Source organism: Kitasatospora cystarginea (assembly GCF_039533515.1).
Classification (GTDB): Bacteria; Actinomycetota; Actinomycetes; order Streptomycetales; family Streptomycetaceae; genus Kitasatospora; species Kitasatospora cystarginea.
The window spans coordinates 88,941-115,273 of the sequence record NZ_BAAATR010000018.1 but is presented as its reverse complement, the minus strand read 5'-3'; the positions used below and the strand labels follow the sequence as shown (position 1 = coordinate 115,273).

Below are 26,333 nucleotides of genomic sequence, written 5' to 3'. Positions count from 1 at the left end.
TCTCGGGTCATGGCCGACTTCCCCGTACAGGTGACGAGCGCCGGTGCGCCCCGCTTCGCGAGAGCCACCGAAATCGTGGCGGGCAAACGACACGGCGGTACTCCTCAGGTGAATGCCTCTTGGCGATCCGACGGTTCAGTGGAGGGCATGGCGACGGCTGTCATCAGGCCGGTTCATGCGCTCCCGTTTCGGCGGCGGTTCCCGACACGGGGAATCCTGCGTCACCACCCTTGCGGTCCCCTGGTCAGGACGCTGGCTGTCCCTTGCCACCGCTTGTGGCCGAATTCCGGCATCCTTGACGAACCCTCTGTGAAATCCCTGCCGTTACCTTGCCGACCGCTGAGTCGTGGTCTTGGAATGCGTCGTGCACTATGCCAAGATCCAATTGATGGTCCGGCCTCGCATCGTCGACCGTTCGTCAGCACAGTCGCGCGTGCAAGAACGATTGGGAGCCACATGCCCACATCCCCGATACCGGGTCCGCCGGCGACCGGCCCCGCGGAACCCCTGCTGAACGTTCTGGGCCCGATGTCGGCACGCCACGGCGGACAGGACTTCCCACTCGGCCCACCCCGCAGACGCGCGCTGCTGGCCCTGCTGCTCATACGCCTGGGGCGCGTGGTGCCGACGGAACTGCTCGTCGAGGAACTGTGGGGCGAGGACCCACCGCGCCAGGCCGTCGCCACGCTCCAGAGCCACGTCTCCCATCTGCGCCGCGCACTGCACCCGGCGGACGGGCCCGGCCGCCCGTCGGTGCTGCGTCACCGGGCCCCCGGCTACGTCCTGGAACTCGATCCCGAACAGATCGACGTCTGCCGCTTCGAGCGCCTGGTGACCGACGGGCGGCGGCTGCTGGAACGGCGTGAACCGCTCACCGCCCGGAACCGGCTCACCGAGGCGCTCGGGCTGTGGCACGGCTCGCCCTACGGGGAGTTCGACGGCCACCCGCCGCTGAGCGACGAGGGCACACGGCTGGAACAGGTCAGGCTCACCGCCGTGGAATCCTGCGCGGAAGCCCAGCTGGCCCTGGGAGCGGCCGAGGAGGTCGCCGCGGAACTGGAGCGCGAGGCACGCAGCCACCCGACGCGAGAACGCCTCGTCGGCCACTTGATGACCGCGTTATCCCGGCTCGGACGGCAGGCGGAGGCGCTGGAGGTGTACGAACGGACGCGTCTACACCTGGTCGAGAAGTTCGGCGTGGACACCGCCCCTGAACTCCGGCGGATCCGGACCGCGATCCTCCGCCAGGAGCCGGAGACGTGCGGATCCGCCGACAAACCTCGCCCCGAACGCCGAGAGCCCGTACGGTCCGGGAAGCGCACGGCCGAGAAGCCCGACGACGACGGGGCACGGAAGGCAGGCGACGGCGCCTCGTCCGTCGCGGCGCAAGGGCCCGAGAGGAGCGGTGGCGCCGGGGGCCCCGGAGCAGCCGAGGGGCGCGAGAGGCCCGACGGGGCCGCGGGGCACGGACCGGCCGACGGAGCCGGCGAGTTCGGCGCCGCCACTCCGGCCGGGACCGACCGGGAGCGTACGGCGGCCGGGGGAACCGAGGGACGACCGGAGGCCGGACGCACCACGCGGGACACTTCGGCCCGGCAGCCGACCCAGGCCCCCGCGGCCGACGCGGTGAGCCTCGGGCGAGCGAGCTCCCCCTCACCGTTCACCGGCCGCTGCGTGGAGCTCTACCGCCTGACGACCGCGGCCGCGAGCGCACTCGTCGGCCACGGACACGTGGCCGGCGTTCTCGGCCCCGCCGGGGTCGGCAAGACCCGCCTGCTCCTCGAACTCGCCCCACGGCTGGAGGCCGCCGGCGAGAGCCCGGACGGCGCCGGCCTGGAAGTGATCTGGAGCCACTGCTTCCCCGGCGAGGGCGTCCCGCCCTACTGGCCGTGGACCCAGGTCCTGCGGCGCCTTTCCGTCACCCGCCCGGACGCCTTCCGCCGCGCGACGGAGCCCTTCGGCGCCCTGCTCGCCCCCCTCATCCCCGAGCGCTCGGCCGGACCCGGCGGCGCCGGATCCGACTGGGGCCAGGCCCGGTTCCTCACCCACGACGCGGTCTGCGAGGTCCTGCTCACCCTGGCCGCCCAGCAGCCGCTCGCGCTGCTTCTCGAAGACCTGCACTGGGCGGACACCGCCTCCCTGGACCTGCTCAGGCTCCTGAGCATCCGCCGCCAGGGCCACCCGCTCGGCATCGTACTGACCGCCCGTGAGCTGGAGGTCGAGTCCGACGCCACGGTGCGCCGGTTGATCACCGAGATCCTGCGCGGCCCCAGGACCGAGACCCTCAGGCTCGGCGGACTGTCCCGGCAGGCCGTCGCCTCCCTGGTCTGGGCGCAGGCCGGGCCTGGCGTCGACGCGAAGGTCATCGAGGTGCTGCACCGGCGCAGCGAGGGCAACCCGTACTTCGTCATGCAGTTGCTCTCCCTCCTCGACAACGCGCGCAGCCTGCACCGCCCGGACGCGGCGGACGTGCTCCTCGCCCGCATTCCGACCGGCGTGCGCGAGGCCCTGCACCAGCGGTTCGCGGCACTGCCCGCTCCCGTCCTGCGCGTGCTACGGCTGTGCGCCGTCATCGGCGCCGAGGTCGACGCCGACCTGCTCCAGCGCACCGCCACCGAGGACGAACCGGTCGCCGAGGCGCTGGAGTCGGCGATCCGCGCCGGGCTCCTCGGCGAGGACCCGCACCACCCCGAGCGGCTCCACTTCACCCACGCGCTGGTGCGGGAGACACTGATCGACGAGCTCGCGCGCGAGGACCGGCACCGGCTGCACGCCCGGGTCGCCCAGGCCCTGTGTCCCCGCAGGCACGGTCAGGTGGCGGACGAGGAGATCGAGCGGGTGGCCCACCACTCGTGGCACGCCAAGAACGCGCTCCCCGCCGAGCAGGCACTCCCCCACCTGCTGCGCGCCGCCGAGCACGCCGAACAGCAGCTGGCGTACGAACAGGTGGAGACCTGGCTGCGCCGGGCGGTGCACCTCGTCGGTTCCCTGCCCTTCGACGACCCCACGACCCTGTGCCTGAAGCAGCGGCTGCACATCCAGCTCGGCCAGGTACTGGCCACCACCCGGGGCTACGGCCACCCCGAGGCCGAGGCGGAGCTCGCACGCGGCCGGGCCCTCGGCAAGGCCACTCAGGCACCTGAGGACCCGTCGGCGCTCTGGGCTCTGTGCGCGGCCTATCTCGTCACCGGCCGGTACGACGCCTCCCGGCGGTTGTCCGGCCTGCTGCGGGACATCGCGGACCGGACCCACGAGCCCGTGGCGATGCTCGGCGCCGCGTACGGCGAGGGCATCGTGCTGCATGTCAGCGGCCAACTGCCGCAAGCGCTGGCCGAGCTGGAGCGCGGCGTCGAGATGGCGGACCGCTTCGCCCGTGAGGGCCACTCGCTGGCCCGTACGTTCCAGCACGACCCTCGCGTCTCCTTGCGCTCGTACGACGCCTTCACCCGCTGGCTCCTGGGCGACCGGCGGGCCGCAGGGGCGCGCCGCCGTGAGCTGCTGCGGCTGACCGAGTACGAGAGCAGGCCCTCCGACCGGTGCTTCGCCCTCTATGTGGACGCGGTCATCGCGGCCTGGGAGGGCGACGCCGTCACGGCGTGCGCCGCCGCGGCCGAGGGCGTCCGGCTGGCGGGCGAACACGGGCTGCTCTACTGGAAGGCGATGCTCGGTCTGCTCGAAGGGTGGGGCCTGACGCACTCGGGGCGACAGGCGGACGGCCTCGGCCTGATGCACACCTCGCTGGCCGAACTGCGCGGGTCCAGCACGCGCCTGCGCCACCCGCTGCACCTGGGCCTGCTCGGCCAGGCCCAGCACCGCGCCGGGCGCACGGAGGAGGCGAAGGCCACCTTCCGCACCCTGCTCGCCGCCGTCGAACAACGCCGTGAGCATGTCTACCTGCACCCGTCGCTGCCCGCCACCCCGCTCCTCCACGGCCTCCTGGGGCGCGGTGCGGCGGCAGAGGTGACGGTCATGTGACGCGGCGGGCCGGCTCCGGCGGGTCTTCCTCTCCTGCCGGGCCCGGTCCGACGGCGGAGCGCGGCCATCTGCTGAGCAGTGTCCGTCGAAGCGGAGCAAGCTCACCTCAGGCCTGAACCGATGTCCGAGACTTGATCGCCGACAGAGCAGACAGGAGTTGCCCACACCGCGCGGGCGACCCCTTCGTCATGCTTCCGCGGACGTCAGGGCGCCAAGCGGTACCCCCTGCAGCGCCAAGCGCGGCGCGCTCGGCATGGAGCTATGGAGTGGTGACGGTAATTCAGCAGGCCGCACCGTGTGATCGAGCCTGTACGAGGCAGGCGTGCGCAGACATCCGACGGCCGGCTCCGCCGCCGGATCGTCCGAGGGGCTGGCCGACGCGTCCGAAACGTGGTTCCGGCCGGGCGCCGACGGATCGTCGAGCACTCCGGCGGCCACGCTGGGCCGGGGAACTGCGCCATCCGGCGGACATCCTCGGGCGCCGGGGACGGCGGTGTCGCCTGGCCCAGCGGCGAGCGGCCTTCAGCGGGCCGGCGACGGCGGAGCGGATGGGCCCGACTGGATCGGGCCGTCCCTTCGGGCAGGCGTCGCTAGACGGGGATCGACAGCAGCTGCCGCCCGTCCGCCGTCCACACCTCGAAGTGGTCGAGCTGCCCACGGGACCACGAGGTGCCGCCGTGCACCACCAGGGCATCCGGGTGGCCGGGCACGCCGTAGCCAGCGGGCGGCACGGACCAGCTGGTCACCGTCTCCCGCTGGCCGCCCTTCGACACCGCGACCAGCGAGCAGGTGAGGGGGCCGCCGACCCCGCTCAACTGGAGCGCGACATGGGTTCCCCACCCCTTGTCCTCCAGCCCCACCGAACCGGAGACCCGGGTGGTGGGATCGGCGGCCCGGTGCTGCTCGCCGGTCATCATGAGCATCACGGCGGGGCTCGGGGTGGGGCTCACGGCGGGCGCGGCCACCGTGTGTCCGGAACCCGCGCGCAGCGCGACGAACGGCAGCGCGACGACCAGCGCGGCGGCAGCGGTGAGCACCGCCGCGAGACGCCACCTGCGGCGGTGCCGCTCGCGGGCGACGTCGGCCAACAGCGAGGTGAGTACGTCCTCGTCGGGGACGGCGGGCGGTGCCGCGGCCGGATCCGGTGCGGTGCCGCGGCCGTCCTCAGGCTCGACGGCCTCCAACGGCTGCCCGACCAGCGGGAGCAGCAGGTCCCGGACCTTCTGGAAGGCATCGGCCTCGCCCAGGCAGTAGTCGCAGGTCAGCAGATGCTCCTCGAACCGGTCTGCCTCCGCGGCGTCCAATCCACCGAGCACATAGGCACCGAGTTCGGCGCAGGCGGCACTCCGGTTCACGCCGACTCCTGTTCTTCGAGGGCGAGCGCGAGGCGGTGGAGCCCGTAGAAGACGCGGGACTTCACCGCCTGCGGTGGCAGGCCGAGCAGCTCGGCGGCCTGGTGGACGGTTCGGCCCCTGAGGAACGACTCGGTGATCGCCTCTCGGTGCTCCGCCGGGAGCGCGGCCAGGGCCTCGGCGATGGCCGGCCGCCGCGGCGTTCCGGCGGCGGGCGCGGTCGGCCCGGCGGCGAGCTCCCGACGGGGCGACACCACCGCCGCGAGGCCGGCCTCGGACGGTTCCGGCCGCGTGAGCGGGAGCGGGTTCGGCCTCCGCCGCAGCAGAAACCTCCGCTGCGTGGCGTTGGCCGGGGCCGCCAGTCGGCTGACCTCCGCAGTCAGCCGCTCGCCGACCGCGCGTCCCTGTGCCACCACGGGCCGGCGAACGACCGCCAGCAGCGCGAGGCGCAGCAGTTCCGCCGCCCGCGCCCGGTCGCCGTCGGCTACGGCAAGGGCATGCGGGTACACGTCGCCGGCGTGTCGGGCGTAGAGCGCCTGCGCCAGGTGGCGCTCATCTGAACGGTTCGTCAATCTGGCCGTCCTCGTGCTCGCGGGGCCCCGGCCGACGTCGCTGGCGACCGGGCACTCATGCATTACGAACGAGGACGGTAACCGGTTCAGCGCTGCCCGGAATCCGCTGCGGTCGGCGAAGAGCCGCTCGGGCCCGTGGTGCGGGTGGCCGCGTTCCACGGATTCGTGGCACGGCATAGAGCTGGCCGGGCGGCGCGGGGCGGCCGCCAGCGGTGTCTGTCAGTGGGATGTGCCAAGGTGTGCGGCATGTCGGCGATCACAGTGCAGGAAGATCACTGCCGCAGCGACTCTTGGTGACCGATGAGACCCTCGGTGGGCTGGTTCGGCTGGACCGGCGCGAGAAGCGCCTCACCGGGCTGCGGGCCGTCCGCACCCGGATCAAGGCCGAAGCCGCCGGCAGAGCCCGGCGCATCAGCTGCGACAGCCGGAGGTGAACCCATGTCCGGGCCGACGCGTAAAGCCTCACGCGCAGGAGGTCCCTGCCGAAGCAGACCAGCGAAGGCCGCCCATGATCACCCGTTCCGTCCCCCGCGATCCGGACGCCCCTGATCCGGGGCTCTTCGGGCCGTCTTCGGTGACCTGGCACCTCCACGCGGACCCCGCGATGTGGATCGGCGGTATCAGCGCGCTCCATCTGCAGGCGCTGCACCCGGTAGCGGCTCTCGGCATCGTGCAGAACTCCTCCTTCGAGGACGATCCCTTCGGCCGTCTCACGGGCACCGGTTCCTTCATCGTCGCAACGACCTGGGGCACCAGGGAACAGGCGGAGCGCGCGGGTGCCCGGGTCCGGCTCGTGCACGAGCGGCTGCGCATCCGCGACCCCGAGACCGGAGCGGTCCACCGGGTCGACGCTCCCGACCTGCTGCTCTGGGTGCACTGCGCTCTGGTCAGGTCCAATCTGCATGCGGTTCTGCGGGGCGGTCTGGACCTCTCGGCCCGGCAGGCGGATCGCTATGTCCGCGAGCAGCGACAGGTCGCGGCCCTGGTGGGCCTGGCGTCCGGTGACGCCCCGGGGTCGGTGGCGGACCTGGAGGACTACCTCTGCGGCATGCGGCCCGTGCTGGCCGCCACCGCCGAGGCGATGGCGATACACCGCTTCGTCGCGCGGCCGCCGCTCCACGGGCTGCACCGGTCAATGCGCCCGGCGTGGACCGTGGCCTCGCGTCTTGGGTACTCACTGATGCCGTCCTGGGCCCGCGAGAGCTACGGGCAGCCCGGCATACCGGCGCCGGTGGCGAACACGGCCCTGCGTGCCGTCCGGTCTGCGGCTTTTCTGATCCCCCGTGCAAAGCGCCTCGACTTCCCCGTGCCCGTGCTGAGCCAGGCCGTCGCACGGCTGGGCAAGTCGAGCATCCCCTCCGGCCGACGGCTGAGTGAACAAACCCGGCGGCCCTGAATGGGGCATGGTCCGGAGTTCCGGCGGATGTTGGTACTGCACCCACGGCGAACAGCGGGCGGTGGACGCGGGCACGGGCCTGGCGCGGGAGTGGGGCGAGGACCGGTTCCCCGAACTGCGCCGCCTGACCGGCTGTTTCGGCATCAACCACTGGTCCCGGCAGGGGGCACGCACCATCGCCTCCCGACGCGGTGAGCTGCGGAGCCGGTCTCGTGGTGAAGGCGGGCACCGAACATGAGGAGCACCGAGGCGTCGTCCGGCTGGCCGGTCCCCGGCCTCGGGCCGGGGCTGTCCCCGCGACTCGTGCGGGCGTCTCCGATCGACTCCAGGCCCTACGACAGGACGCCTCGCCGGGTTGCCTCACGGGCGACGTCGACCCGCGATCGTACCGTCAACTTCCCCAGGATGTGCGAGACATGGGTCTGCACGGTGCGCGGCGAGAGCAGCAGCTCGGCGGCGATCTCCGGGTTCGACAAGCCCGCGGCGACCCGTTCGGCCACCCGGAGCTCGGTGGGCGTCAGGCTCTCCCAGCCCGAGGTCGCCCGCGACCTCGGGCCGCGGGCACCCCGGCGCACCCCGCAGGCGCGCAGCCTGGTCTCCGCCCGCCGGATGTCCCAACGGGCTCCCAGCCGGGTGTAGACCTCCACCGCCTCGTCCAGCCGGCGCTTCGCCTGTGCCGACTCGCCTTGCCTGGCCAGCAGTTCGGCCGCGTCCTCCAACGCCATCCCGTGGCGCAGCGGACGGGCGTGCGCGGCATAGTACGCGGCAGCCGCCAGCGCCGGGGCCGGGTCGGCCGCCAGCAGGCCGCGACCGTAGGCCGCGGCGTGCCGCCAGCGGTCGGACAGGTGCTCCTCGGCGAAGGGCGGCCGGAGCCCGGCCGCCTCCTCGGCCGTCGCACGGTCACCCAGGCCGAGGGCCAACCGCACCATCACCGGTATCCACTCGGGGCCCTCGGTAACCTGGACCGCGGCGTCGGGGTCGAGCACCGGTCGCAGGGTCGCAAGTGCCTCCTCCGGCCGTCCGGCCTGTTCGGCCGCGACCGCACGCGCCATGAGGAGCCAGTCGGCCACGCTGATCCCGGTCACCCCGTCGAGCGGTAGGTCGCGCATCGCCCTCAGGTGGACCTCGCAGCGGGCCCGGTCGTCCCGGTGAGCCGCCACCAGACCCGCCAGTCCGTGCCAGGAGCCCGCCACGACCCGGTAGGTGGGCTCTGCCAGGTACTCGACCTCCGCGAGGGCGTCATCCCACTCGCCCGCGACGAAGTGGTGGTCCGCGATGGCGATGGAGGACCCCACGTGCGGGACGGGCATCCGCTCGCGTGCCGTCTGGAGCCGGCCGATCTCCGCCTCCGCCTCGCCGGACCGGCCGACGGACGACAGGACCTTGAGCCGCTGGGTCCTGAGAACCGCCTCGACCCGGACCAGCGCGCCGTCGGCGCAGTGCGCCAGGCCGCGGTCGGTCAACACCAGAGCCTGGGCGTCATCGCCTCGGAACCGGCTCATTTCGACCAGTGTCCGAGTGGCGAACGCGATGGCGAAGTCGTCTCCGCTGCGCTTACCGAGGGCGACTCCCGCCTCCGCGGCCGAGGCCGCTTCGTCGGTGTGCCCGGCCGCATTCAGGTAGAGGGCGCTCTCCGCGTACAGCCGGGCCGCGCACCGCTCTCCGAGTCCTTCGAGCCCCACCGCGACGCGCAGCACCTCCACCGACTCGCGGATCCCGTCGCTCAGCGAACGCGTCCGGCTGATGGTCTCGGCGAGCAGCCAGGACGCCTCGGCTGCGGCTTCGGGTTCGGTGGCCGACCCGGTGGCGATAGCGCGGGCCATGGTCTCGGCCTCGGCTGCGCGCCCCGACCTCATCAGCGCCTCGACCAGCCTCAGCCGCAGGAACACCGCCGACGCGGTCGGCCCCGGACCGCGGAGTGCCTGCTCCAGCAGTTGCGCCGCCGCCTGTGGGGAACGGTCGACCAGTGCCGCCGCGTTGTCGCGGACCCAGCCGCACGCCCAGTCGTCGGTTTCGAGCCCGTCGGCCTGCAAGAGGTGGGTGGCCACCGCGTCGAAGTCCTCGTCCGCCCGGGCCAACGTCCGCGCGACCTGCCGGTGCATGGCGCCGCGCAGCGCCACGGGGATGGCCTCGGTGAAGACCTGCCAGATGAGGTGGTGACGGAACGCCAGCCGGTCGTCGGCCGGTACCAGGATCTCCGCTGTCAACGCCTCGTCGATCAGCGGCAGCAGGTCGGTCGGCGAGCGGTCCAGGACGGCGAAGAGATCGGCCGGCCGGAACTCCACACCCAGTACGGCTGCTGCCCGGAGCACCTCGCGCAGTCCGGTGGAGAGCCGCTGCATCCGATCGGTGAACGCCGCCGTCGGCGCGGGTACTTGATGCCCGGGCAGGATCTCCAGTCCGTCGGAGCCGACCGTCAGGGCGTCCTGGCGGCGCAGCAGCGCCAGCAACTCGGTGGCGTAGAGCGGGTTTCCGCCGGTGCGTGCCAGCTCCCGGCGGAGGGACGGCCCGGCAGAGGAGGCCAGCCGGACGGCCGCGAGTTCGGCCAGCTCCTCCTCGTCCAGCGGGCGTACGGGGAGGATCAGACCGTCGGTGCGCTCCAGCGCCCCGAGCAGCGGGTCGATCACCGCCTGGCCCTCTCCGGACCGGGCGGCGGCAGCCACCACGAGCGGCAACTGCTCGGCCTGGCAGGCCAGGCGGCCCCAGAGCGACGCCGATGCCTCATCGGACCAGTGCAGGTCGTCCAGCACCAGGAGGACCGGCCCGAGGGTGCACCACCGTTCGACGATCTGGAACAGCCGTTCTGCGGCCGCCGGTACGGGATCCGCCGCTCCCCGCCCGGTGGCCTGCAGCAACGCCAGGACGGCGGCCCGGTCGGGAGTGCCGAGGAGATCGAGGAAGGGCCACAGCGGAAACGACCGCTCCCATTCGCTGGCTTCGCCCCGGAGCACAGAGAACCCGCGTGTTCGGGCCTGGGCGGCGCAGTGGGCCAGAAGGGCCGACTTGCCGATCCCGGCCTCACCCAGCAACAGCACCCCTCGGCCGGTGCCCTCGGCAGCCGCCGAGAGCACTTCCTCGAGTCTGTGGGTCTCCGCCTCGCGGCCGATCAGGTGGGCGCTGCCGTGCTTCATGATCCAGAAAATACCGGTACGAGCGGGCTCCCCGTCCCCTCGGTGCCGGCGCGGGTCGGCTCAGGGCGCCAGGCCGTGCTCCTCCAGCGCCAGGCGCAACGCGCGGATCGCGTAGAAGCAGCGGGACTTGACGGTACCCGGCGGTACTCCCAGCAGCTCGGCGGTCTCGGGGACCGAACGGTGGTTGAAGTGGATCTCGGTGAGCACGGCACGGTGGGCGGGACTCAGCGAGGCCACCGCCTGCCGGACCGACCAGCTGTTGAGCAGCCGGTCGATCTCGTTCCCCAGCGCCTCCTCCCCGGCGACAGCCGCGAGGTCCGGCGTGCCGACCTCGGCCGGACGGCTGCCGCGGGCCCGGAGATGGTCGATGAGCAGGTTCCGCGCCACCCGGTACAGCCAGGGCAGCGGTGTCGCCTGACCACTTGTGAGGATCTCCGGATGGTTCAGCGCACGGACGAACGTCTCCTGGGTCAGGTCCTCTGCCAGCTGCCGATCACCGAAGGTGCGCTTGGCGAGGTAGGCGTGCACAGCTCGGTGGTGCGCCGTCAGGAGCTGGTCGAAGTCGGCGTCTGACATCCGGGTGTGGCTCATGGTGGATCGATCCTCTGGTCGGGTGCTCGGGACGACCCTGACCGAGGTCGATGCGCGAAACATCCGCCAACTGGCGCTGGTTCCGGGAAAACCCCTTCCACCTGCCTGTCTGTGCCGGGCGCGGAGGACGGAACGACCCGGTCGCCGCCCCTCACCGCGGGGTTCTGCGGGCGGAGGCGGTCGGAGTGCTGCACCGTACAGCCGCTCCGCCGGATACCCGCCCGGACGATCCGTCCGACGGTCGCTCCCCCTGCAGCGCGCCGACACGCAGCGGGAGAAGGACCGCTCGCCACCACCGGTCGGCTGGTCGAGGTGAGCACCGGGCCAGTGTGGTCTCGGGCCGCCGGTGACAGCGCGCCGAGGGACGGCATACGGTAACGCCGCCTCGTTCACAGCTCCCGGGCCCGCTCGGACGCGACCACCGCCAGCTCGACCCGGGACGACTTGCCGAGTTTGGCCAGGATCCGCGAGACGTAGGTCTGCACCGTCCGGCGGGACAGGTGCATCCGGTCGGCGATCTGCGGGTTGGAGCACCCTTCGGCAATCATCGCGATCACCGTCCGCTCGGTTGCGGTGAGCGACTCCCAACCCGTCCCCGGAGTGCTCGCGGACCGTCCGCCGGCCGGCCTCACGCCCTCGGCCCGGAGCCGCTCCTCGGCCCGGCGTGCGGGCCAGTCCGCACCCAGTGCGCCGTAGACCTCCACCGCTCGGGCGAGTTCCTCGCGGGCCTGCTTACGCAGGCCCGCGCGCGCCGACAGCAGTGCGGCGCTCTCATGGGCGATGCCCGCGTACAACGGACGGTCCGCCTCCCGGAACAGCTCCGCCGCCTCGGCCGCCGAGGTCGGATCGCCTCCCGCCAGTCCGGAGCACAGCAAGGCCACGGCCCTTCTGCTCGCGGTGGGTTGCGCGTCCGCGACATCCCGGGCGGAGGCGGCCAGCGCGCGGAGCCGGTCGCCTTGTCCGAGCGAGTGGGCCAGCCGCGCGGTGTCCGGGACGACGAAGTCGGCGACCGAGAACCTGCCCTGCTGGTCCGGTCGCCGATGGAACGACTCCAGCAGCTGGAACGCCCGCTCGTCATCCCCCTCGGCCTCACACAGCATGGCGTGCGCCCAGCGGTGGCAGTATCCGATGACGGTCCGTCCGCGCAGGTCCGGTTCGTGGTCGCGAATGAAATCGGTGTGCTCGTCACGTCGGCCCCGGTGTATCTGAACGAGCGCGGCCGCCGCCCGCAGGTCGGGCCCGACCCCGTGGAAGTCGGGGACCTCCAGCCCGGTCTGAGCCTCGGTGAGCGCGGCCTCCCAGTCTCCGCGGAGGAACTCCAACTGTGCGAGCGCGCAGTGGTACCAGGTCAGGAACGTGCCACTGTCGTTGGTCCTCGATCCGGCGCGGAAGGCCGTACGCGCCTCGGCTAGCCGGTCGGTGCCGACCAGGCAGTAGCCGCGGATCAGGTGCGGGGCCATCTGCACGTCGGACCCCGGCTCCCCGCCACCCACGGCGGCGAGCGCCTCGTCGACGAGGGCCAGCGCCTCCTCGGAGCGTCGGCCGACCAGCAGCACGGACGCGCGCAGGCACAGGCCGTAGGCCGTGGCATCGGCGTCGCCGCTCTCCCGGCCGATCGCGACCGCCCAAGACGCCCTCCACTCGGCGGCGTCGTACTCGGCCCGGAGATAGCTGCACTGCGCGGCGAGCCCGTGGAAGCGTGCCGACTGGCCGGGTGTCAGGACGTCCGCGCGCTCCGCCGTACGGACGGTCTCCTCGCACTCCGTCAGCCTCCCCTGCCGGAAGTACGCCTGGGCCAGCCACCACCGGACCGTCCCCCGCCACCGCGAGGGCAGGACGGCGCCGGTCAACAACGACCGCGCCTCCTCCTCGGCCTCGGCGAACCGGCCGGCCCACAGCAGGGCCCGGACCAGGTCGACCTCCAGGTCACGCTCGGCCGACTCCCCCATGCCCCGCCGTAGCAGGTCGATGGCGAGGCCGGGCGCACGCGCGAGCAGCCGGTCGAGCTCGGACCGCAGCCACGACACGTCCTGCCCACCCAGTCGGGGAGCCATCACCAGGTGCTCGGCCACCCGTTCCGCCGGCGCGTTGGCCCCGGCCAGTGAGCGCCCGATCCTCTGGTGGAGCGCCGCTCGGAGGGCGGGCGGGTGGCTCTCCTCGACGGCACGGCGGACGAGGTCGTGACGGAACGCCAGCCCGGTGCCGCGCTCCTCCAGGACTCCGGCCATGAGGGCCTCGGCCACCGGCTCCACCAGTTCGAACACGGAGCGCTGCGCCGCCACCGTCATCTCCTCCGCCGTGAAACCCTTGCCCAGCAGTGCGAGCACGCCCACCAGCTCGCGGGTCGGGCCGCGCAGGGAGCCGATCCGGCGCAGGATCGCCGCACTGAGCGAGGCGGGAACAGCCAGCCGGTCGCAAACGAGTTCCGCCACCGGGCCGCACACCCTGATCTGCCCCGTGTCCAGCAGCCCCGAGACCAGCTCCCTCACGTACAGCGGATTCCCGGCGGCACCGGCGACGTGCTTCAGCAGCCGCCCGTCCGGCCGACCACCGGATTGCGCGGCCACGAGCCGGGCCACGTCGGGCTCGGCCAACGGTCCCAGGTCGACCACCGGCACCCCGCGGTCCGCGAGCGCCGCCAGCAGTCGGCCAAAGCCGCTGTCCTCTCCGCAGGAGCGGCTGGTCAGCACGACGAGCAACGGCAGCTGGTCCAGCGAGCGGGTCAGGCGGTGGACGACGGCCAGACTCGGCTGGTCGGCCCAGTGCAGATCGTCCAGCAGCAGGGCCACCGGGCCCGTCGAACACCAGGCGTCGAACAGCGCCTGCAGCGCCTCGGCCACCAGCGGCTCCTGACCGGCGGCCCCGGGGAATGCCCCAGAAGGTGCGTCCCCTCGGAGCAGCACGCGGATCCGGACCACCTCCGGGCGCTCGGCCGCGCCCAGGCAGTCGACCACGGCGGCGAACGGCAGCCGCTGTTCGATCTCGTTGGCGCTGCCCCGAAGTACGGTCATCCCGGCCTCGCGGCAGAGGGTCTCCGCCAAATCCAGCAGCGTGGTCTTCCCGATCCCCGGCTCACCGCGGAACACCACGGCCCGCCCCCGCCCGCCGGACACCTCCCGGACGAGCCCGTCGAGCCGTTCCCGTTCGCCCGCCCGACCGAACACCCGCTTCCCCTCCTCGCCGCCACCGCCGCTGACCAGCGGCTACGGGCCCGGCCACGATACCGGAGGAGAATGCCGATCGACTTGGCTGCCGGTGCGAACCTCCCGGTGGCTGGCTCAGACCGACGGTGCTGCGCTACGCCAGCTCCACCCACACCCCGTCCGGGAACCCCGGCCACAGCTCGGCGGCGGCCCGCAGTGCCAGCCGGGTCTTGCCGACCCCGCCGACGCCGGTCAGGGTCACCAGCCGGGCGGCCGACAGCAGCCGACGCACCTCGTCGAGCTCGCGCCGACGTCCGACGAAGCTGGTGAGGTCCGCCGGGAGACTTCCGTTCATACGATCGCCGTGCGCTTCCATACGGCACAGCTATCCCGGTTTTCGATCATCTGTCCAGTTACGCCGACCGGGCACCCGTCAGAAGGTGGTGCACCTGGCCTGGACGGCCACTGCCGTGCGGCGCGTGCACGTCTGGACGAGGAGCCGATGCACGCCCTGGAGTCACACCTGTCGTGCCGGGTCGGCCCGCGTACGCTCTCCACCCTGGAGAAAGGCCCTCCTCGGACAGGAACGGCCCGCGGACCGAGCACGACCGGATTGAACCCGGACGGCTGTCGACACGTCAGTTGTTCCGTGCGTCAGCGCGGCTGCCTGCCCGATCCGAGCGGCACCTGGCCGACGCGCGGTGTTGGTACCCGTGCGCCGGGCCTGCCCGAGGCCCGGCCGTTTCACCTGCCCTCAGGAGCCGATTGCCGTGACGACGTACTCCGCCACCCAGCCTTACCGAGCCGCGCGGGACGTGCTGTTGCAGATGCTGGGAGACCATCGGACCGCGCTGGAGGAGTTCCGCTGGCCGGTCTTCAAGGGGCCGTTCAACTGGGCGGTCGACTGGTTCGACGTGATCGCGCGGGGCAATCCGGCGACCGCACTGTGGATCGTGGAGGAGGACGGCAGCGAGGCGAAGTACAGCTTCGACGACCTGGCCCGCCGCTCGGACCGGGTCGCACACTGGCTGGCCGGGCAGGGCGTGCGGCGGGGCGACCGGGTGCTGCTGATGCTGGGCAACCAGGTCGAGCTGTGGGAGTCGATGCTCGCGGTGATGAAGCTGGGTGCGGTGATCATGCCGACCACGAGTGCGCTCGGCGGGGCCGACCTGCGCGACCGGATCGAACGCGGGGGCGCCCGCCATGTGCTGGCGAACGCCGCCGACACCGCCAAGTTCGCGACGGTTCCCGGCGGTTACTCGCGTCTGGTGGTCGATGGCCCGGTCCCCGGCTGGGCGTCGTACACCGAGGCGTACGCCATCGAGTCGCCGGCGCCGTTCACGGCGGTGACCTCCGCCGACGACCCGCTGCTGGTCTACTTCACCTCCGGCACCACCAGCAAGCCCAAGCTGGTCGAGCACACCCAGGTCTCCTACCCGGTCGGGCACTTGACGACCATGTACTGGATCGGGCTGCGCCCGGGCGACGTCCACCTCAACATCAGCTCCCCCGGCTGGGCCAAGCACGCCTGGAGCTGCTTCTTCGCGCCGTGGATCGCCGAGGCGACCATCTTCGTCCACAACTACTCGCGCTTCGACCCGGCCCGCCTGGTCGAGCAGCTGCACCGGGCCGAGGTCACCACCTTCTGCGCTCCCCCGACGGTCTGGCGGATGCTGATCCAGACCGACCTGTCGGCCGGCCCCGGTTCGCTGCGGGAGCTGGTCGCGGCCGGGGAGCCGCTCAACCCCGAGGTCATCGCGCAGATCGAGCGCGCCTGGGGACTGACCATCCGGGACGGCTTCGGGCAGACCGAGACCACCCTGCTGGTCGGCAACACCCCGGGCTCCCCGGTCAAGCCGGGCTCGATGGGCCGTCCACTGCCGGGAGTTCCGGTGGTGCTGGTCGACCCGGTCCGCCAAGGGCCCGCCGACGAAGGCGAGATCTGCCTCGACCTCTCCCGGCACCCCGTCAACCTGATGACCGGCTACCTCGGCGACCCCGAGCGCAACGCCGAGGTGATGGCTGGGGGTTACTACCGCACCGGCGATGTCGCGGTCCGGGACGCCGACGGACACATCACCTACATCGGCCGCAGCGACGACGTCTTCAAGGCCTCGGACTACAAGGTCTCGCCCTTCGAGCTGGAGAGCGTACTGATCGAGCACCCGGCCGTGGCCGAGGCCGCCGTCGTCCCCGCACCCGACCCGATCCGCCTCGCCGTACCGAAGGCGTACGTCTCCCTCGCCCCCGGCTGGGAGCCCGACCGCGAGACCGCGCTCGCCGTCCTGCGGCACGCCCGCGAGCACCTGCCGCCGTATCTCCGGGTCCGCCGGGTCGAGTTCCATCCGCTGCCCAAGACCATCTCCGGCAAGATCCGCCGGGTCGAGCTGCGCGAGCGCGAACAGCGGGCGGCGGACGCCGGTACGGCACTCGACCTGGAGTGGCGCGACGACCAGTTCCCCGAGCTGCGGGCATGACCCGTTGAACCCGCCGCCCGCAGCGCGCATAAGACGTGTCTCCACCGTGTGGGTCCCACGGGCCCAGGAGGTGGCCACCCGCCACGGCATCCGGGTCGAACCGTTCTTCATGCGCCCCAGCGGCGAGCAGTTGGAGACGCTCGCGGCCCTGGTCGACACCGGCGCCGTCCGGCCGTTCATCGACCGCGCGTACGACCTCGACGAGACCGTCGACGCCCTGCGCCACAGCGCCTCGAAGCGCGCCAGGAGGAAGATCGTCGTCCGCGTCTCCTGACCCCTGCGGCAATCTCTGCGACGACCGCCCGGCACCGCGCCGGGCGGTCGTCCGCGTTCACACCCCGACCCGCTCGCCCGTGCCGACGCGAGAGCCCGCCGGTCATCGGGGAGAACCGGCTGGTGTCCGACGATCGGCCGGACGCCCGGAAAGCCGAGCGGGACCCCGGCCGGGCCACAGGCCCGGCACCGGAGTCCCGCTCGATCGGCCCACAGGGCCCAGGCACCCGGGACCGCTCAGCCCCCGAACCGGATCGAGGCGATCTTCCTGTCGAAGCCGATCGCGCCGAGGTCCGGAACGCTTGAGGTCACCACGGCCGAGGAGCCGGTGCAGTCGCGGCCGGTCCAGATCTTGACCGGTCCGCCGCTGAGGTCCAGCGAGGAGGCCTGGTCCCCCTTCTGGACGTTCTTGCAACCGGGGCCGGCGACGGCCTCCGATCCCTTCGGCTCCGTGAAGTTGACGCCGGTGTCAAGGGTGACCACGCCGCTTCCGAGGGCCACCGGGGTTCCGGCCGTGCTCGACGGCGCGGCAGCGGACGCGCTCGGCGAAGCGGCTGCGGACGCGCTCGGTGCGGCGGAGGCGGACGTCGGCGAAGCGGACGCGGCGGGCGCACCGCTCTCGGCGGCCGGGCGCAGCACCTTCCCGCCGTGCGGGGACACCGCGAACCAGGTGCCGCCGACCCCCTCACCATTCGCCTGCCCCGGAGCGGTGTCCTTGCTGAAGCGGTACACCGGCCAGCCACCGATCGTCACCTGACGCGTGCCGTCGGCCCGGGTCACGATGCCGATCTCCGAGGTCGGCACCCCGTCGACGAAGATCCGCGAGCCGGGCTGGACCAGGACCGGCGGCCAGGTCGTGGCGCAGGCGTCATTGCAAGTGGACTTCGACGGCTTCGCCGTGTCCTTGTCGAACCGGTAGAGCGTGAACCCGGCGCCGTCGTGCACGATCGGAGTCAGGCCACCCGCCGAACCCGCCGTCAGCTGCACCCACTTCATCGCCTCCGGGCTGTTGCGCGGCCCGGAGTACTGGTCCCCGGTGTTCGGCGGCGCGTTGTTCTCCTTCGCGGTGCCGTTCTTGTAGTCCAGGCCGGTATCGGCGTCGGTACCCTGCCGGGACTGGCTGGCCTTGCCGCCCTCCGGCGTCACGGCGAACCAAGTGCCGCCCACGCCCTGGCCGTTGGCCTGCGCCGGAGCGGTGTCCTTGCTGAAGCGGTACACCGGCCAGCCGCCGATGGTCACCTGGAACGTCCCGTCGTCGCGCTTGACGACACCGACGTCGGACCGCGACACGCCGTCCAGGAAGATCCGCGAGCCGGGCTGGACCAGGACCGGCGGCCAGGTCGTGGCGCAGGCGTCATCGCAGGTGGACTTCGACGGCTTCGCCGTGTCCTTGTCGAACCGGTAGAGCGTGAACCCGGCGGCGTTGTGGACGACCGGATTGAGCGGACCCGCCGCGCCCACGCTGAGCTGCACCCACTTCATCGCGGCCGCCGTGTTCGCCGCCCCGGCGGCGAAGTCCCCGGTGTCGGCAGGTGCGTTGTTCTCCCGCGCCGTGCCCGGCACGTAACTGACGGGCGAGGACGCCGTCGCGCTCTCGGCGGGCTTCGGCCTCGCGGTCGTCCCGCTCGGCGAACAGCCCGTCAGCGCTGCGATCCCCGCTGCCAGGACGGCCGCCAGTGTCGCGGCACGTGCTCGGATCATTTCGTTTCCCTAGGTAGTTCCACCGGCTGCCCGTTCCTCCGTCAGCCGTCCGCGCTCCTTTACGGAGCCGGCCCGTGAACTCCTCAACCACAACCCGGCCCATCCACGTGATCCGCCTCACACGCCCGTCACGGCACCCACCGCTCACAGCGGCAGGTCAGCACCACCGGCCCACCGGCCGAAGGGCTTCGGCGCGACCTGCCGTTGACCGACACCGGCCGCCGACGGCACCGTACGCGGCGAGTGACGGCGGTCGACTGAACGAGAGGCCGCAGCGGTGCGTAAGCCCGTGCGAAACCCGCCGTCACCACCCCAGCCCGGAAGGTCTCGATGCCGTGCAAGCCATGAGCAGGATGAATCTGCTGTTCACGCTCACTTCCCTGTCCGTCGTGCTCGTCGCCGTCGAGCGCTTCTCCTTCACCACCGAAGTCCTGCTGCAACCGTACGGTTTCCTGCGCCTGCACGAGTTGCTACAGGTGACCGTACTGATCCTCGTCACGGTGATCATTCCGGCGCTGATCTTCAGGGAGGTCTCCCGCGACTTCTCGGCCCTGCGATCGAGGGAGGGGAAATGGCTCTTCCTCCTCTTCACCACCGGCGTGTACTTCTATGCCACCGGGAACGGCCTGCACGAAGTCGCCTCGGCCGCCTTCAACGAGTACTGCGATCCCGACGCTTTCACCGGTGATCTCTGCGGCGGCCTGTTCTTCAACGACTTCTACACCGGCAACACGATGTTCTTCGCCGGTGCCCTGCTGATGAACACGAGCCTGCTGATCACCGAGAGCAGGAACCCGGACGAGTCGTCCGCCGGGAGCTCACAGGCCGCCCTCGTGGTCAACGCGGCCGTGTACGCGGTGACCGTCCTGGCATACGCCGGGTTCGACCGGGCCCCCGTCGGCCTGGTGTACTCCGTGGGGATGTCCCTGATCGCGGGCGCGTTCTTCCTGAAGGTCCGCCGGCACTACCGGAAGTTCCCGTTCATCACCTACAGCGCCCTCGTGTACGCGCTGGGCGGGTCCGCGTCCCTGGTGGTTCGGATGTGCGCGTGACCGACCCTCCGTCAAGCGTTCCTGGCTTGCGCGCCGCCACGCCGGACCGGGCGGCGGCGTGTCGTGCGTCACCACCATGGTGCGCTTCGCCACCCGGGTCGTCGTTTCGGCCTGCTCGCCACCGGGGTGCTCGCACGACCGGCCCTGCTCGGCGGATCCGTCGCGACCGAGAACGCCGAGACCTCGCGCTGCGCCACGAGGTCACGGTGCTCCGCCAGCTGCTCCTGCTGGGCGGCCTCCCTCGCGCCGATGGGGGTCCGGCCGGAGGAACCGGCCCTCAGCGCGGCTTCCCGGATCCGTCGTGAACCCATGGCCGCTGACGTGCGTAAGGACTCCCGGCGAGCCACCCGGGTGCGCCGGGACTCGGCTCCCTCCGGCGTGGGGCGGCCACGGTCCGGGATGAGTGGCCGAGTACCCGGCCGCCGGGTGCCAACGCCCTCCGTTCCACTGCATTGGAGTACTTCGTGTTGTCAGGCATCGAGACCACGGTCGGGTTGTTCCCCGGTCAGGGCGGCTACCGCAGGGGAGCTCTGCACGCGATCTGGTCGAGCGGGGACCCGGTCCTCCGGGACCTCTTCGCGGAGGTCGACGCGGCTGCCCGGGACATCCTCGGCAAGGAGGTGAGCCCGCGACTCTTCGCCCGCGACCCGCTCGGCCCCGAAGGGCTGTTCACCGAGGACCCGGAGATCCTCCAACTCGCCGTGTTCGGCACCTCGCTCGGAGTCTTCCGCCTGCTGCAGGCGCGGGACGCTTCCACGTCTGTCCTGATGGGGCACAGTCTCGGCGAGATCACCGCGCTGGTCTGCGCCGGCGCGTTCTCGGCACGCGCCGGCGCCGAGTTGATCTGCCATCGGATCGCGGTGACCACCCGGCTCGGATCGTCGGCCGGCGGGATGCTCTCCCTCGCCTGCGACGAGCATCGGGCCGGCAAGCTCCTGGACCTGGTCGCCGAGCCGAGGTTGGGGATCGCCGTGGTCAACGGCCCCGGACAGGTCGTCCTCTCGGGTCCGCTGGCCGGCCTGCGCAAGGTCGAGCAGATCGCCGACACCATCGGGGTCACCGCCGTACGGTTGCTCGCGCCGGTCGCGTTCCACAGTCGCGAGATGGAGGCGGTGCGCGTCGAAGTGCTCCGCCGCATCCGTGACGTGCGGCAGCGTCCGCTGGCCGTGCCGGTGTTCTCGCCGATCCTCGGCCGGTTCTACCGCGACTCGGACCGGCTCGCGGAGCTGCTGAGCCTGCATCTGGTGACACCAGTCCGATTCGGCGACGCCGTGCGGCGGATGCACGGTGCGGGAGCCCGGATCTTCGTCGAGATGGGCGCCGGAAGCACACTGTCCGGGTTGGCCGGGGCGGCGTTCCCGGAGATCACCGCACTGGCTCCGCTGTCCGGGAGGGACGAGGCCCGCGGCCTGGCGGAGACGGCGGCGTTCCTGCGCGAACCGGGTCTTACCGCGTCGGCGGCCTCTGCACCCCGGGAGCCGCGGCATCCCGTGGACGCGCGACCCGTGACCGTACGGCCCGAGGACACGCCGAGCGGGGTTCCCGCAGCACCTGAACCGGGGCCTGCGGTACCCCCGCCCGCCTCCTTCGAGGCGGGCGGGCCCACCACGGCCGGCCGCTCCCGTACCGAGCTGCTCGCGGAGATCCGGACTCTCTACGCCGAGGCACTGGAGTACCCCGAGGAGGTGTTCACCGAGGACGCCCATCTGGAAGCCGACCTCGGCGTCGACTCGGTCAAGCAGACCGAGCTGCTGGTGCGGGTACGCGGTCACTTCGGGCTGCCGGCCGAACCGGACGGCGCCCGGGCCGCTGCCTACGAGACGGTGGGCGCCGTGCTGGACTGGGTCGAGGCCCGGGTGTCGGGGAGTGCCGCCCATGCGCGTTGAACCCGCTCCGAACACCGACCGGAACCACGCGTCGCACGCTGTGGCACTGGTCGGGATGGGCCTTACCGTGCCCGGCGCCACCAGCCCGGAGCAGTTCTGGAACCTCCTCCAGGAGGGCACGGAACTCCTCGCCGATCCGCCGCCGCAGCGTTGGCGGACCGACGACTTCGTCAGCTCCGACCGGTCCGCTCCGGACAAGACGTACCAACAGGCGGGTGGCTTCGTCACCGGCACCCTGCCGGGCCGGGACGACTACGCCCAGGTCTGGCTCCGGCACTGTGTCGACCAGGCGATGGCCGAGGTGCGACGCACCGACGGTGACCGGTACAGCCTCTGCCTCGGCTACACCGCCGACGGCAGCCAGCACCAGGAGGAGGCCCTCCTGGCCGCCGGTCTCCTCGCCGGGGCCGACGGCCTGGACGAGGCGGACACCGGGCAGCTCCGCTCGATGATGCGCCGGCACTTCCCCCGTGCCGGCGAGCCCGGCCGGTACCTGCCGCACCGGATCGCCAGGGACGCGGTGCACCGGATCCTGCCGGCCGACACCAGGGTGCACCTGATCGACACCGCGTGCTCGTCCTCCCTCTACGCCGTCGACCTGGGCGTGCGCGAGATCCTGGCCGGGGACGTCGACATCGCGGTGTGCGGCGGAGCCCTCGTCCTGACGCCGACCATGTCCGTGCTGTTCGCCAAGAACGGCGGCCTCTCGCCGACCGGCAGGGTCCGCTCCTTCGACGCCGACGCCGACGGGGTCCTGTTCTCCGACGGCGCCGCCGTCGTGGTCCTCAAGCGGCTGGACCGCGCCCTGGCGGACGGCGACACCGTCCACGGGGTGGTCGTCGGCTCTGGGCTGTCGGCCGACGGGAAGGGCACCTCCATCTACAAGCCGGCCGTGGCCGGACAGAAGCTGGCCATCACTCGGGCGCTGGAGAACTCCGGTGTGTCACCCGAGGAGGTCGGGCTGATCGTCGCGCATGCCACCGGCACCCCGGCCGGCGACCTCGCGGAGCTCACCGGACTGCGCGAGTGCTACCCGGGGCGCGGCACCGTCCCGGTGGTGTCCAACAAGTCACTGATCGGGCACACCGGTTGGGCGGCCGGGGTGGTCTCCGTGATCCATCTGATGCTGGCCCTGCGCCACCAGGTGATCCCGGCTCAGCACCGGTTCCGGGCGGCGTCCGAGGCGGCCGGGCTGAACGGCTCACGGCTGGCCGTCCCCGGGGCGGCAGTGGCTTGGAGCAGCGACGGGCGCCCCCGGATCGGCGCCGTCTCGGGGTTCGGGTTCGGCGGCACCAATGCGCACCTCCTGGTGCGGGAGCACGGTCCGCACCTGCCCGCTGCCTCCCCGTACCGCAGGCGCGAGCACGACGACCTCGTCGTGGTCGGGTGGGCGGCCCGACTGCCCGACGGCGCGACCGGGTTCGGCGACGAGTACCCGCCGCCGGGGCGCGACGAGTTGCGTCTGCCGCCGCCGGCCGTCCGCAGGCTCGACCGGACCCAACTGATGCTGGTCCAGTGCGTCCATCGCCTGGCCCCGGCGGTCCGTGCAGCGCTCTCCCGCCGGGGCGAGCGCACGGGGGTGGTGGTGGGGCACGCCGGCCCCACGCGCAGTGCGCTGCTGTACCGGCTGCGCGCGCACCTCGACGAGGTGGAGCGGGTCGCGGCGGAGGCCAGCGCCGGACCGGGGGTCAAGGAATACCTCGGCGCGTTCCGCGACAGGGTCACCGGCCTGATCCCACCGCCCACCGAGGACTCCTCCCCGGGGGAGATGCCCAATGTCATCGCGGGCCGCCTCGCCAACTGCTTTGATCTGCGCGGACTCAACGCGACGGTCGACCAGGGCGGAGCCTCGCTCCTGGAGGCGTTCGAACTCGCCTGCCGGTACCTGGAGTTCGGCGATCTGGAGATCGCCCTGGTCGGCGGGGTGAGCGGCAACAGCCTCGCCGAGTGGCAGGCGGCGACGCTCGGACCGGAACCCCTGCGGGAGGGCGCCTACCTCTTCGCGGTGACCACCCGGGGCGTGGCGGCCGAGGAGGGACTGCCGGTCCTCGCGGCCATCCGGGACGTCGGCGTCGCCGACGAGCCCGCTGCACGGTCCGCCGGCGGCCTCCAGGGCGCCGAGGGCGGGGACGAGTTGGTCGCCTTCCTGCTCGGCCAGGCTCCCGAGGCACGGATCAGCCGTCGCCCCGGCCCCGGGGAACGGGCGCACGTGCTGAGTCTGCGCCGGGAGGACGGCGCGGCACCCGCCGCCGGTGCGGCATCCAGGCACGGCGGGACGGCCGAGGAGGCCACAGCGGCGGTGACCCGGATGGACCGCCACGTGCTGACTCTCGCGCCGCACCCGCGCCGGCCGGTGCGGCCCGCGCGGCGGGTCGTCCCGGCTGCGGCCGTCCTGCTCACCAACAACGCGGCGACGACGGGCCTGGACGGGAACAGCGCGACGGTCGTCGAGGTCGGGCACGACGGCGCGGTGGCCCGTCGGGACGGGTCGGTGCGGCAGGTCGAACTCACCGAGGACGCCTTCGACGACCTGCTGGCCGGGTCGGATCCGGCCCAGCTGCAGATCGTCTGCGACCTGAGCCGGGTCGCCGCGGGATTCGACCCCGCCGGCCCGGAGCACCGCGCCGTGCTCAGACTGCACGACGCCATGTTCCTGGCCGCCAGGGCCGCCGCCGCACGGTGGACGACCGGGCATTCGTTCACGGTGTTGGTGCTCGGCGGCATCCGGTCCGACCGCACCCCGCACCCCCTGTCGGGACTGTTCACCGGCTTCGTCAGGGTTCTCGCCCAGGAGTTCGGCCCTTCCGCCGTCTACGCCGTGGTGCACGAGGCGCCCGACTTCGCCTCGGCCGCCGAGGACCTGCGGGCGGAAGCCGACGCGGAGCGCCTGCTGCCCGATGTCTACTACGCGGGCGGCGAGCGTCTCCTCGTGCGCGCCGAACGCCGGTCCGCCCGTCCCGGACCCGCCGCGCTGACCAGGTCGTCCGTGGTGGTGGCGGCGGGCGGTGCCCGGGGCATCGGTGCCGAGGTGCTCAAGTCCCTTGCCCGCGACGCGGCGCCACGACTGTTCGTGCTGGGGTCGACCGCGGTCGACGGTCTCGATCTGGCGGCGGTCGAGGCCGGAAAGGCCGAGTTCATCAGGAGCCGGACCACTGGCCCGCACGCCCTGACCGTGCCACAGGCCGACCGGGCCTTCGAACGGCTCGTGCGGGCCAGGGAGGTCCGCGACACGCTGGACGAACTCACCGAGCACTGCGGCGAGGGCCGGGTCAGCTATCTGGCCTGCGACCTGCGTGACGCCGACGAGGTCCGCCGCGCGATCGAGCAGGTGCTGCACGCCGAGCCCCGGGTCGATCTTCTGCTCAACGTGGCCGGGATCATCAGCACCGCCCTGGTCGGGAACAAGTCCCTGGCCGACTTCACCGCGGTGCGGGACCTCAAGCTGCTCGCCCACACCAACCTGGCCAACGCGTTCGGCGACCAACTCCCCTTGACCTGGTGCAACTTCGGATCGGCCAACAGCTTCCTCGGCCAGCCGGGCGACACCGACTACGCCGCCGGCAACGAGTTCCTGCACAGCGCGGCCCAGTACGCCGCCGCCTGCGGCCACGACCAGTACACGGTCGGGTTCGGCCTCTGGGGCGAGGCGGGCTTCGCCAGCGGGCCGCTGTGGCGCAGCTATCTGGACACGTCGGGAGAGCTGACCCCGATGAACTCGCAGGAGGGGGTCAGGCATTTCCTCGCCGAACTCGCCGAACCCGATCGCCCGGTCGGCACGGTGCAGTTGGGCGACCGCGAACGCGCGGTCCTGGAGCGCACCGCTCCCGGCTACCTCCCCTGGTGCGACCGTACGACCGGGGCCCCGTCCCGGGCGTCGGCGCGGAGCGGGTCCGCCTACCACGTCGAGGAGTCGACCGCACAGAGTGTGACCCTGCTGCGGACCTTCGACCTCGAACGGGACGGCTACCTCACCCACCACCTGGTGCGTGGTCTGCCGACCCTGCCCGGGTCGTTCTACCCGGAACTCGCCGCCGAGGCCGCGGTCCGGCTCCTCCCGGGCATGGTGCCCGTCGCCTTCGACAACCTCGTCCTGGCCGCTTTCCTCCGGGTGCCGGGCCCCGACCGACCGCAGACCGTGCGGGTCTCGGCACGGCTGCACGCGCGGGAAGGCGCGGACTCCGTCGTCCGGGTCCGGATCACCGGCGATGTCGTGGCCCCCGGCGGGCGGGTGCTGGTCCGCGACAAGCTGCACGGCAGCGTGGAGGTGCGACTCGGTGACGCGGCCCGGCCGGCGCCACGCTGGCCGGAACCTGCCGAAGCCCGGGTTGGTGAGGCCGTCCACCCGCTGTACGGGAATGCCCCCGGCATCCGCCTCTCCGGCATGTTCCGCCCCGTGGCCGAGCCGTCCGTGCAACCGGACGGACGACGGGGCCGGCTGCGGCTGGACCCCGCTGCACGGCACCGCTGGTTCCCGAACGCGCTGACCCCCGAGCTGGTGCTGGAGGCCCTGGTGCAGCTGGCGGTGATCCAGGCCCCGGGCGAGCCGGCCGAGATCCGGGTACCCCGCTCGATCAGGCGGATCGAGCTGTTCGACGCGCCCACCGAGCGGGGCGACCTGAGGTTGTACGGCTCGGCTCACGACCTGTCCGACCTGGACTCCGGTGCGCCGCGCAACGAGGGGGTGGCCGTCACCGCCGACGGTCTCGTGCTGGCGAGGGTCAGCGGGATCGCCACTGTGACCCTCGGCCGGCCCGCGCCCTGATGCCCACGTCCGACGTCCCCAG

The 26,333-nt window shown here is 72.5% G+C and carries 15 protein-coding genes and 1 pseudogene; 9 read left to right on the top strand and 7 right to left on the bottom strand.

The annotated features are described in order from the left end of the window. The first annotated feature begins 528 nt into the window (after positions 1-528). The gene (locus ABD369_RS20810; RefSeq protein ID WP_344637976.1) at positions 529-3,975 is read left to right on the top strand and encodes a BTAD domain-containing putative transcriptional regulator; all 3,447 of its coding nucleotides are present in this window, start codon (positions 529-531) and stop codon (positions 3,973-3,975) included. Between the two features lie 590 nt (positions 3,976-4,565). Here the strand turns inward: ABD369_RS20810 and ABD369_RS20805 are convergent. Both ABD369_RS20805 and ABD369_RS20800 read right to left on the bottom strand, forming a co-directional pair. After that, the gene (locus ABD369_RS20805) at positions 4,566-5,330 is read right to left on the bottom strand and encodes an anti-sigma factor family protein (RefSeq protein ID WP_344637975.1); all 765 of its coding nucleotides are present in this window, start codon (positions 5,328-5,330) and stop codon (positions 4,566-4,568) included. Further along, on the bottom strand, positions 5,327-5,899 hold the full coding sequence (locus ABD369_RS20800) for a sigma factor-like helix-turn-helix DNA-binding protein (RefSeq protein WP_344637974.1): 573 nt from the start codon (positions 5,897-5,899) through the stop codon (positions 5,327-5,329). The genes ABD369_RS20805 and ABD369_RS20800 overlap by 4 nt, the downstream gene beginning before the upstream one ends. Before the next feature lie 293 nt (positions 5,900-6,192). On the opposite strand from ABD369_RS20800, the gene ABD369_RS20795 reads away from it, so the two are divergent. From ABD369_RS20795 to ABD369_RS20785, 3 genes are all read left to right on the top strand, one after another. Next, positions 6,193-6,333 (top strand): hypothetical protein, encoded by a 141-nt coding sequence (locus tag ABD369_RS20795; protein WP_344637973.1) that lies wholly within the window; start codon positions 6,193-6,195, stop codon positions 6,331-6,333. A gap of 74 nt (positions 6,334-6,407) precedes the next feature. After that, positions 6,408-7,295, top strand: a complete 888-nt coding sequence (locus ABD369_RS20790) for an oxygenase MpaB family protein (RefSeq protein WP_344637972.1) — start codon at positions 6,408-6,410, stop codon at positions 7,293-7,295. Positions 7,296-7,302: 7 nt separating this feature from the next. Continuing rightward, a complete protein-coding gene (locus tag ABD369_RS20785) occupies positions 7,303-7,533 on the top strand; it encodes a hypothetical protein (protein WP_344637971.1) in 231 nt (76 codons plus the stop codon). A gap of 94 nt (positions 7,534-7,627) precedes the next feature. Here the strand turns inward: ABD369_RS20785 and ABD369_RS20780 are convergent, their stop codons facing one another. The 4 genes and pseudogenes from ABD369_RS20780 to ABD369_RS20765 form a co-directional block, all read right to left on the bottom strand. Next, positions 7,628-10,426, bottom strand: a complete 2,799-nt coding sequence (locus ABD369_RS20780) for a helix-turn-helix transcriptional regulator (protein ID WP_344637970.1) — start codon at positions 10,424-10,426, stop codon at positions 7,628-7,630. A gap of 60 nt (positions 10,427-10,486) precedes the next feature. After that, positions 10,487-11,017: a sigma-70 family RNA polymerase sigma factor gene (locus ABD369_RS20775; RefSeq protein ID WP_344637969.1), complete on the bottom strand. Its 531-nt coding sequence runs from the start codon at positions 11,015-11,017 to the stop codon at positions 10,487-10,489. A 389-nt stretch (positions 11,018-11,406) separates the two neighbouring features. Beyond that, complete coding sequence (locus tag ABD369_RS20770) at positions 11,407-14,181, bottom strand: helix-turn-helix transcriptional regulator (RefSeq protein WP_344637968.1); 2,775 nt, start codon at positions 14,179-14,181, stop codon at positions 11,407-11,409. A gap of 136 nt (positions 14,182-14,317) precedes the next feature. Further along, a pseudogene (locus ABD369_RS20765) lies at positions 14,318-14,536 on the bottom strand (hypothetical protein); the annotation flags it as partial. A gap of 394 nt (positions 14,537-14,930) precedes the next feature. Here ABD369_RS20765 and ABD369_RS20760 point away from each other — a divergent pair. Then, on the top strand, positions 14,931-16,637 hold the full coding sequence (locus tag ABD369_RS20760; RefSeq protein WP_344637967.1) for an AMP-binding protein: 1,707 nt from the start codon (positions 14,931-14,933) through the stop codon (positions 16,635-16,637). A gap of 70 nt (positions 16,638-16,707) precedes the next feature. Next, entirely contained in the window at positions 16,708-16,911 is a 204-nt protein-coding gene (locus ABD369_RS20755; RefSeq protein WP_344637966.1) for a zinc-binding dehydrogenase, read from the top strand. A 236-nt stretch (positions 16,912-17,147) separates the two neighbouring features. Here the strand turns inward: ABD369_RS20755 and ABD369_RS20750 are convergent, their stop codons facing one another. After that, positions 17,148-18,611: a hypothetical protein gene (locus tag ABD369_RS20750; protein WP_344637965.1), complete on the bottom strand. Its 1,464-nt coding sequence runs from the start codon at positions 18,609-18,611 to the stop codon at positions 17,148-17,150. 344 nt (positions 18,612-18,955) lie between these two features. Between ABD369_RS20750 and ABD369_RS20745 the strand changes: the two genes are divergently transcribed. From ABD369_RS20745 to ABD369_RS20735, 3 genes are all read left to right on the top strand, one after another. After that, positions 18,956-19,663, top strand: coding sequence for a hypothetical protein (locus ABD369_RS20745; RefSeq protein ID WP_344637964.1), 708 nt, complete (start codon positions 18,956-18,958; stop codon positions 19,661-19,663). Between the two features lie 464 nt (positions 19,664-20,127). Continuing rightward, the gene (locus ABD369_RS20740) at positions 20,128-21,549 is read left to right on the top strand and encodes an acyltransferase domain-containing protein (RefSeq protein WP_344637963.1); all 1,422 of its coding nucleotides are present in this window, start codon (positions 20,128-20,130) and stop codon (positions 21,547-21,549) included. After that, the gene (locus ABD369_RS20735) at positions 21,539-26,311 is read left to right on the top strand and encodes an SDR family NAD(P)-dependent oxidoreductase (RefSeq protein WP_344637962.1); all 4,773 of its coding nucleotides are present in this window, start codon (positions 21,539-21,541) and stop codon (positions 26,309-26,311) included. The genes ABD369_RS20740 and ABD369_RS20735 overlap by 11 nt, the downstream gene beginning before the upstream one ends. The last annotated feature ends 22 nt before the right edge of the window (positions 26,312-26,333 follow it).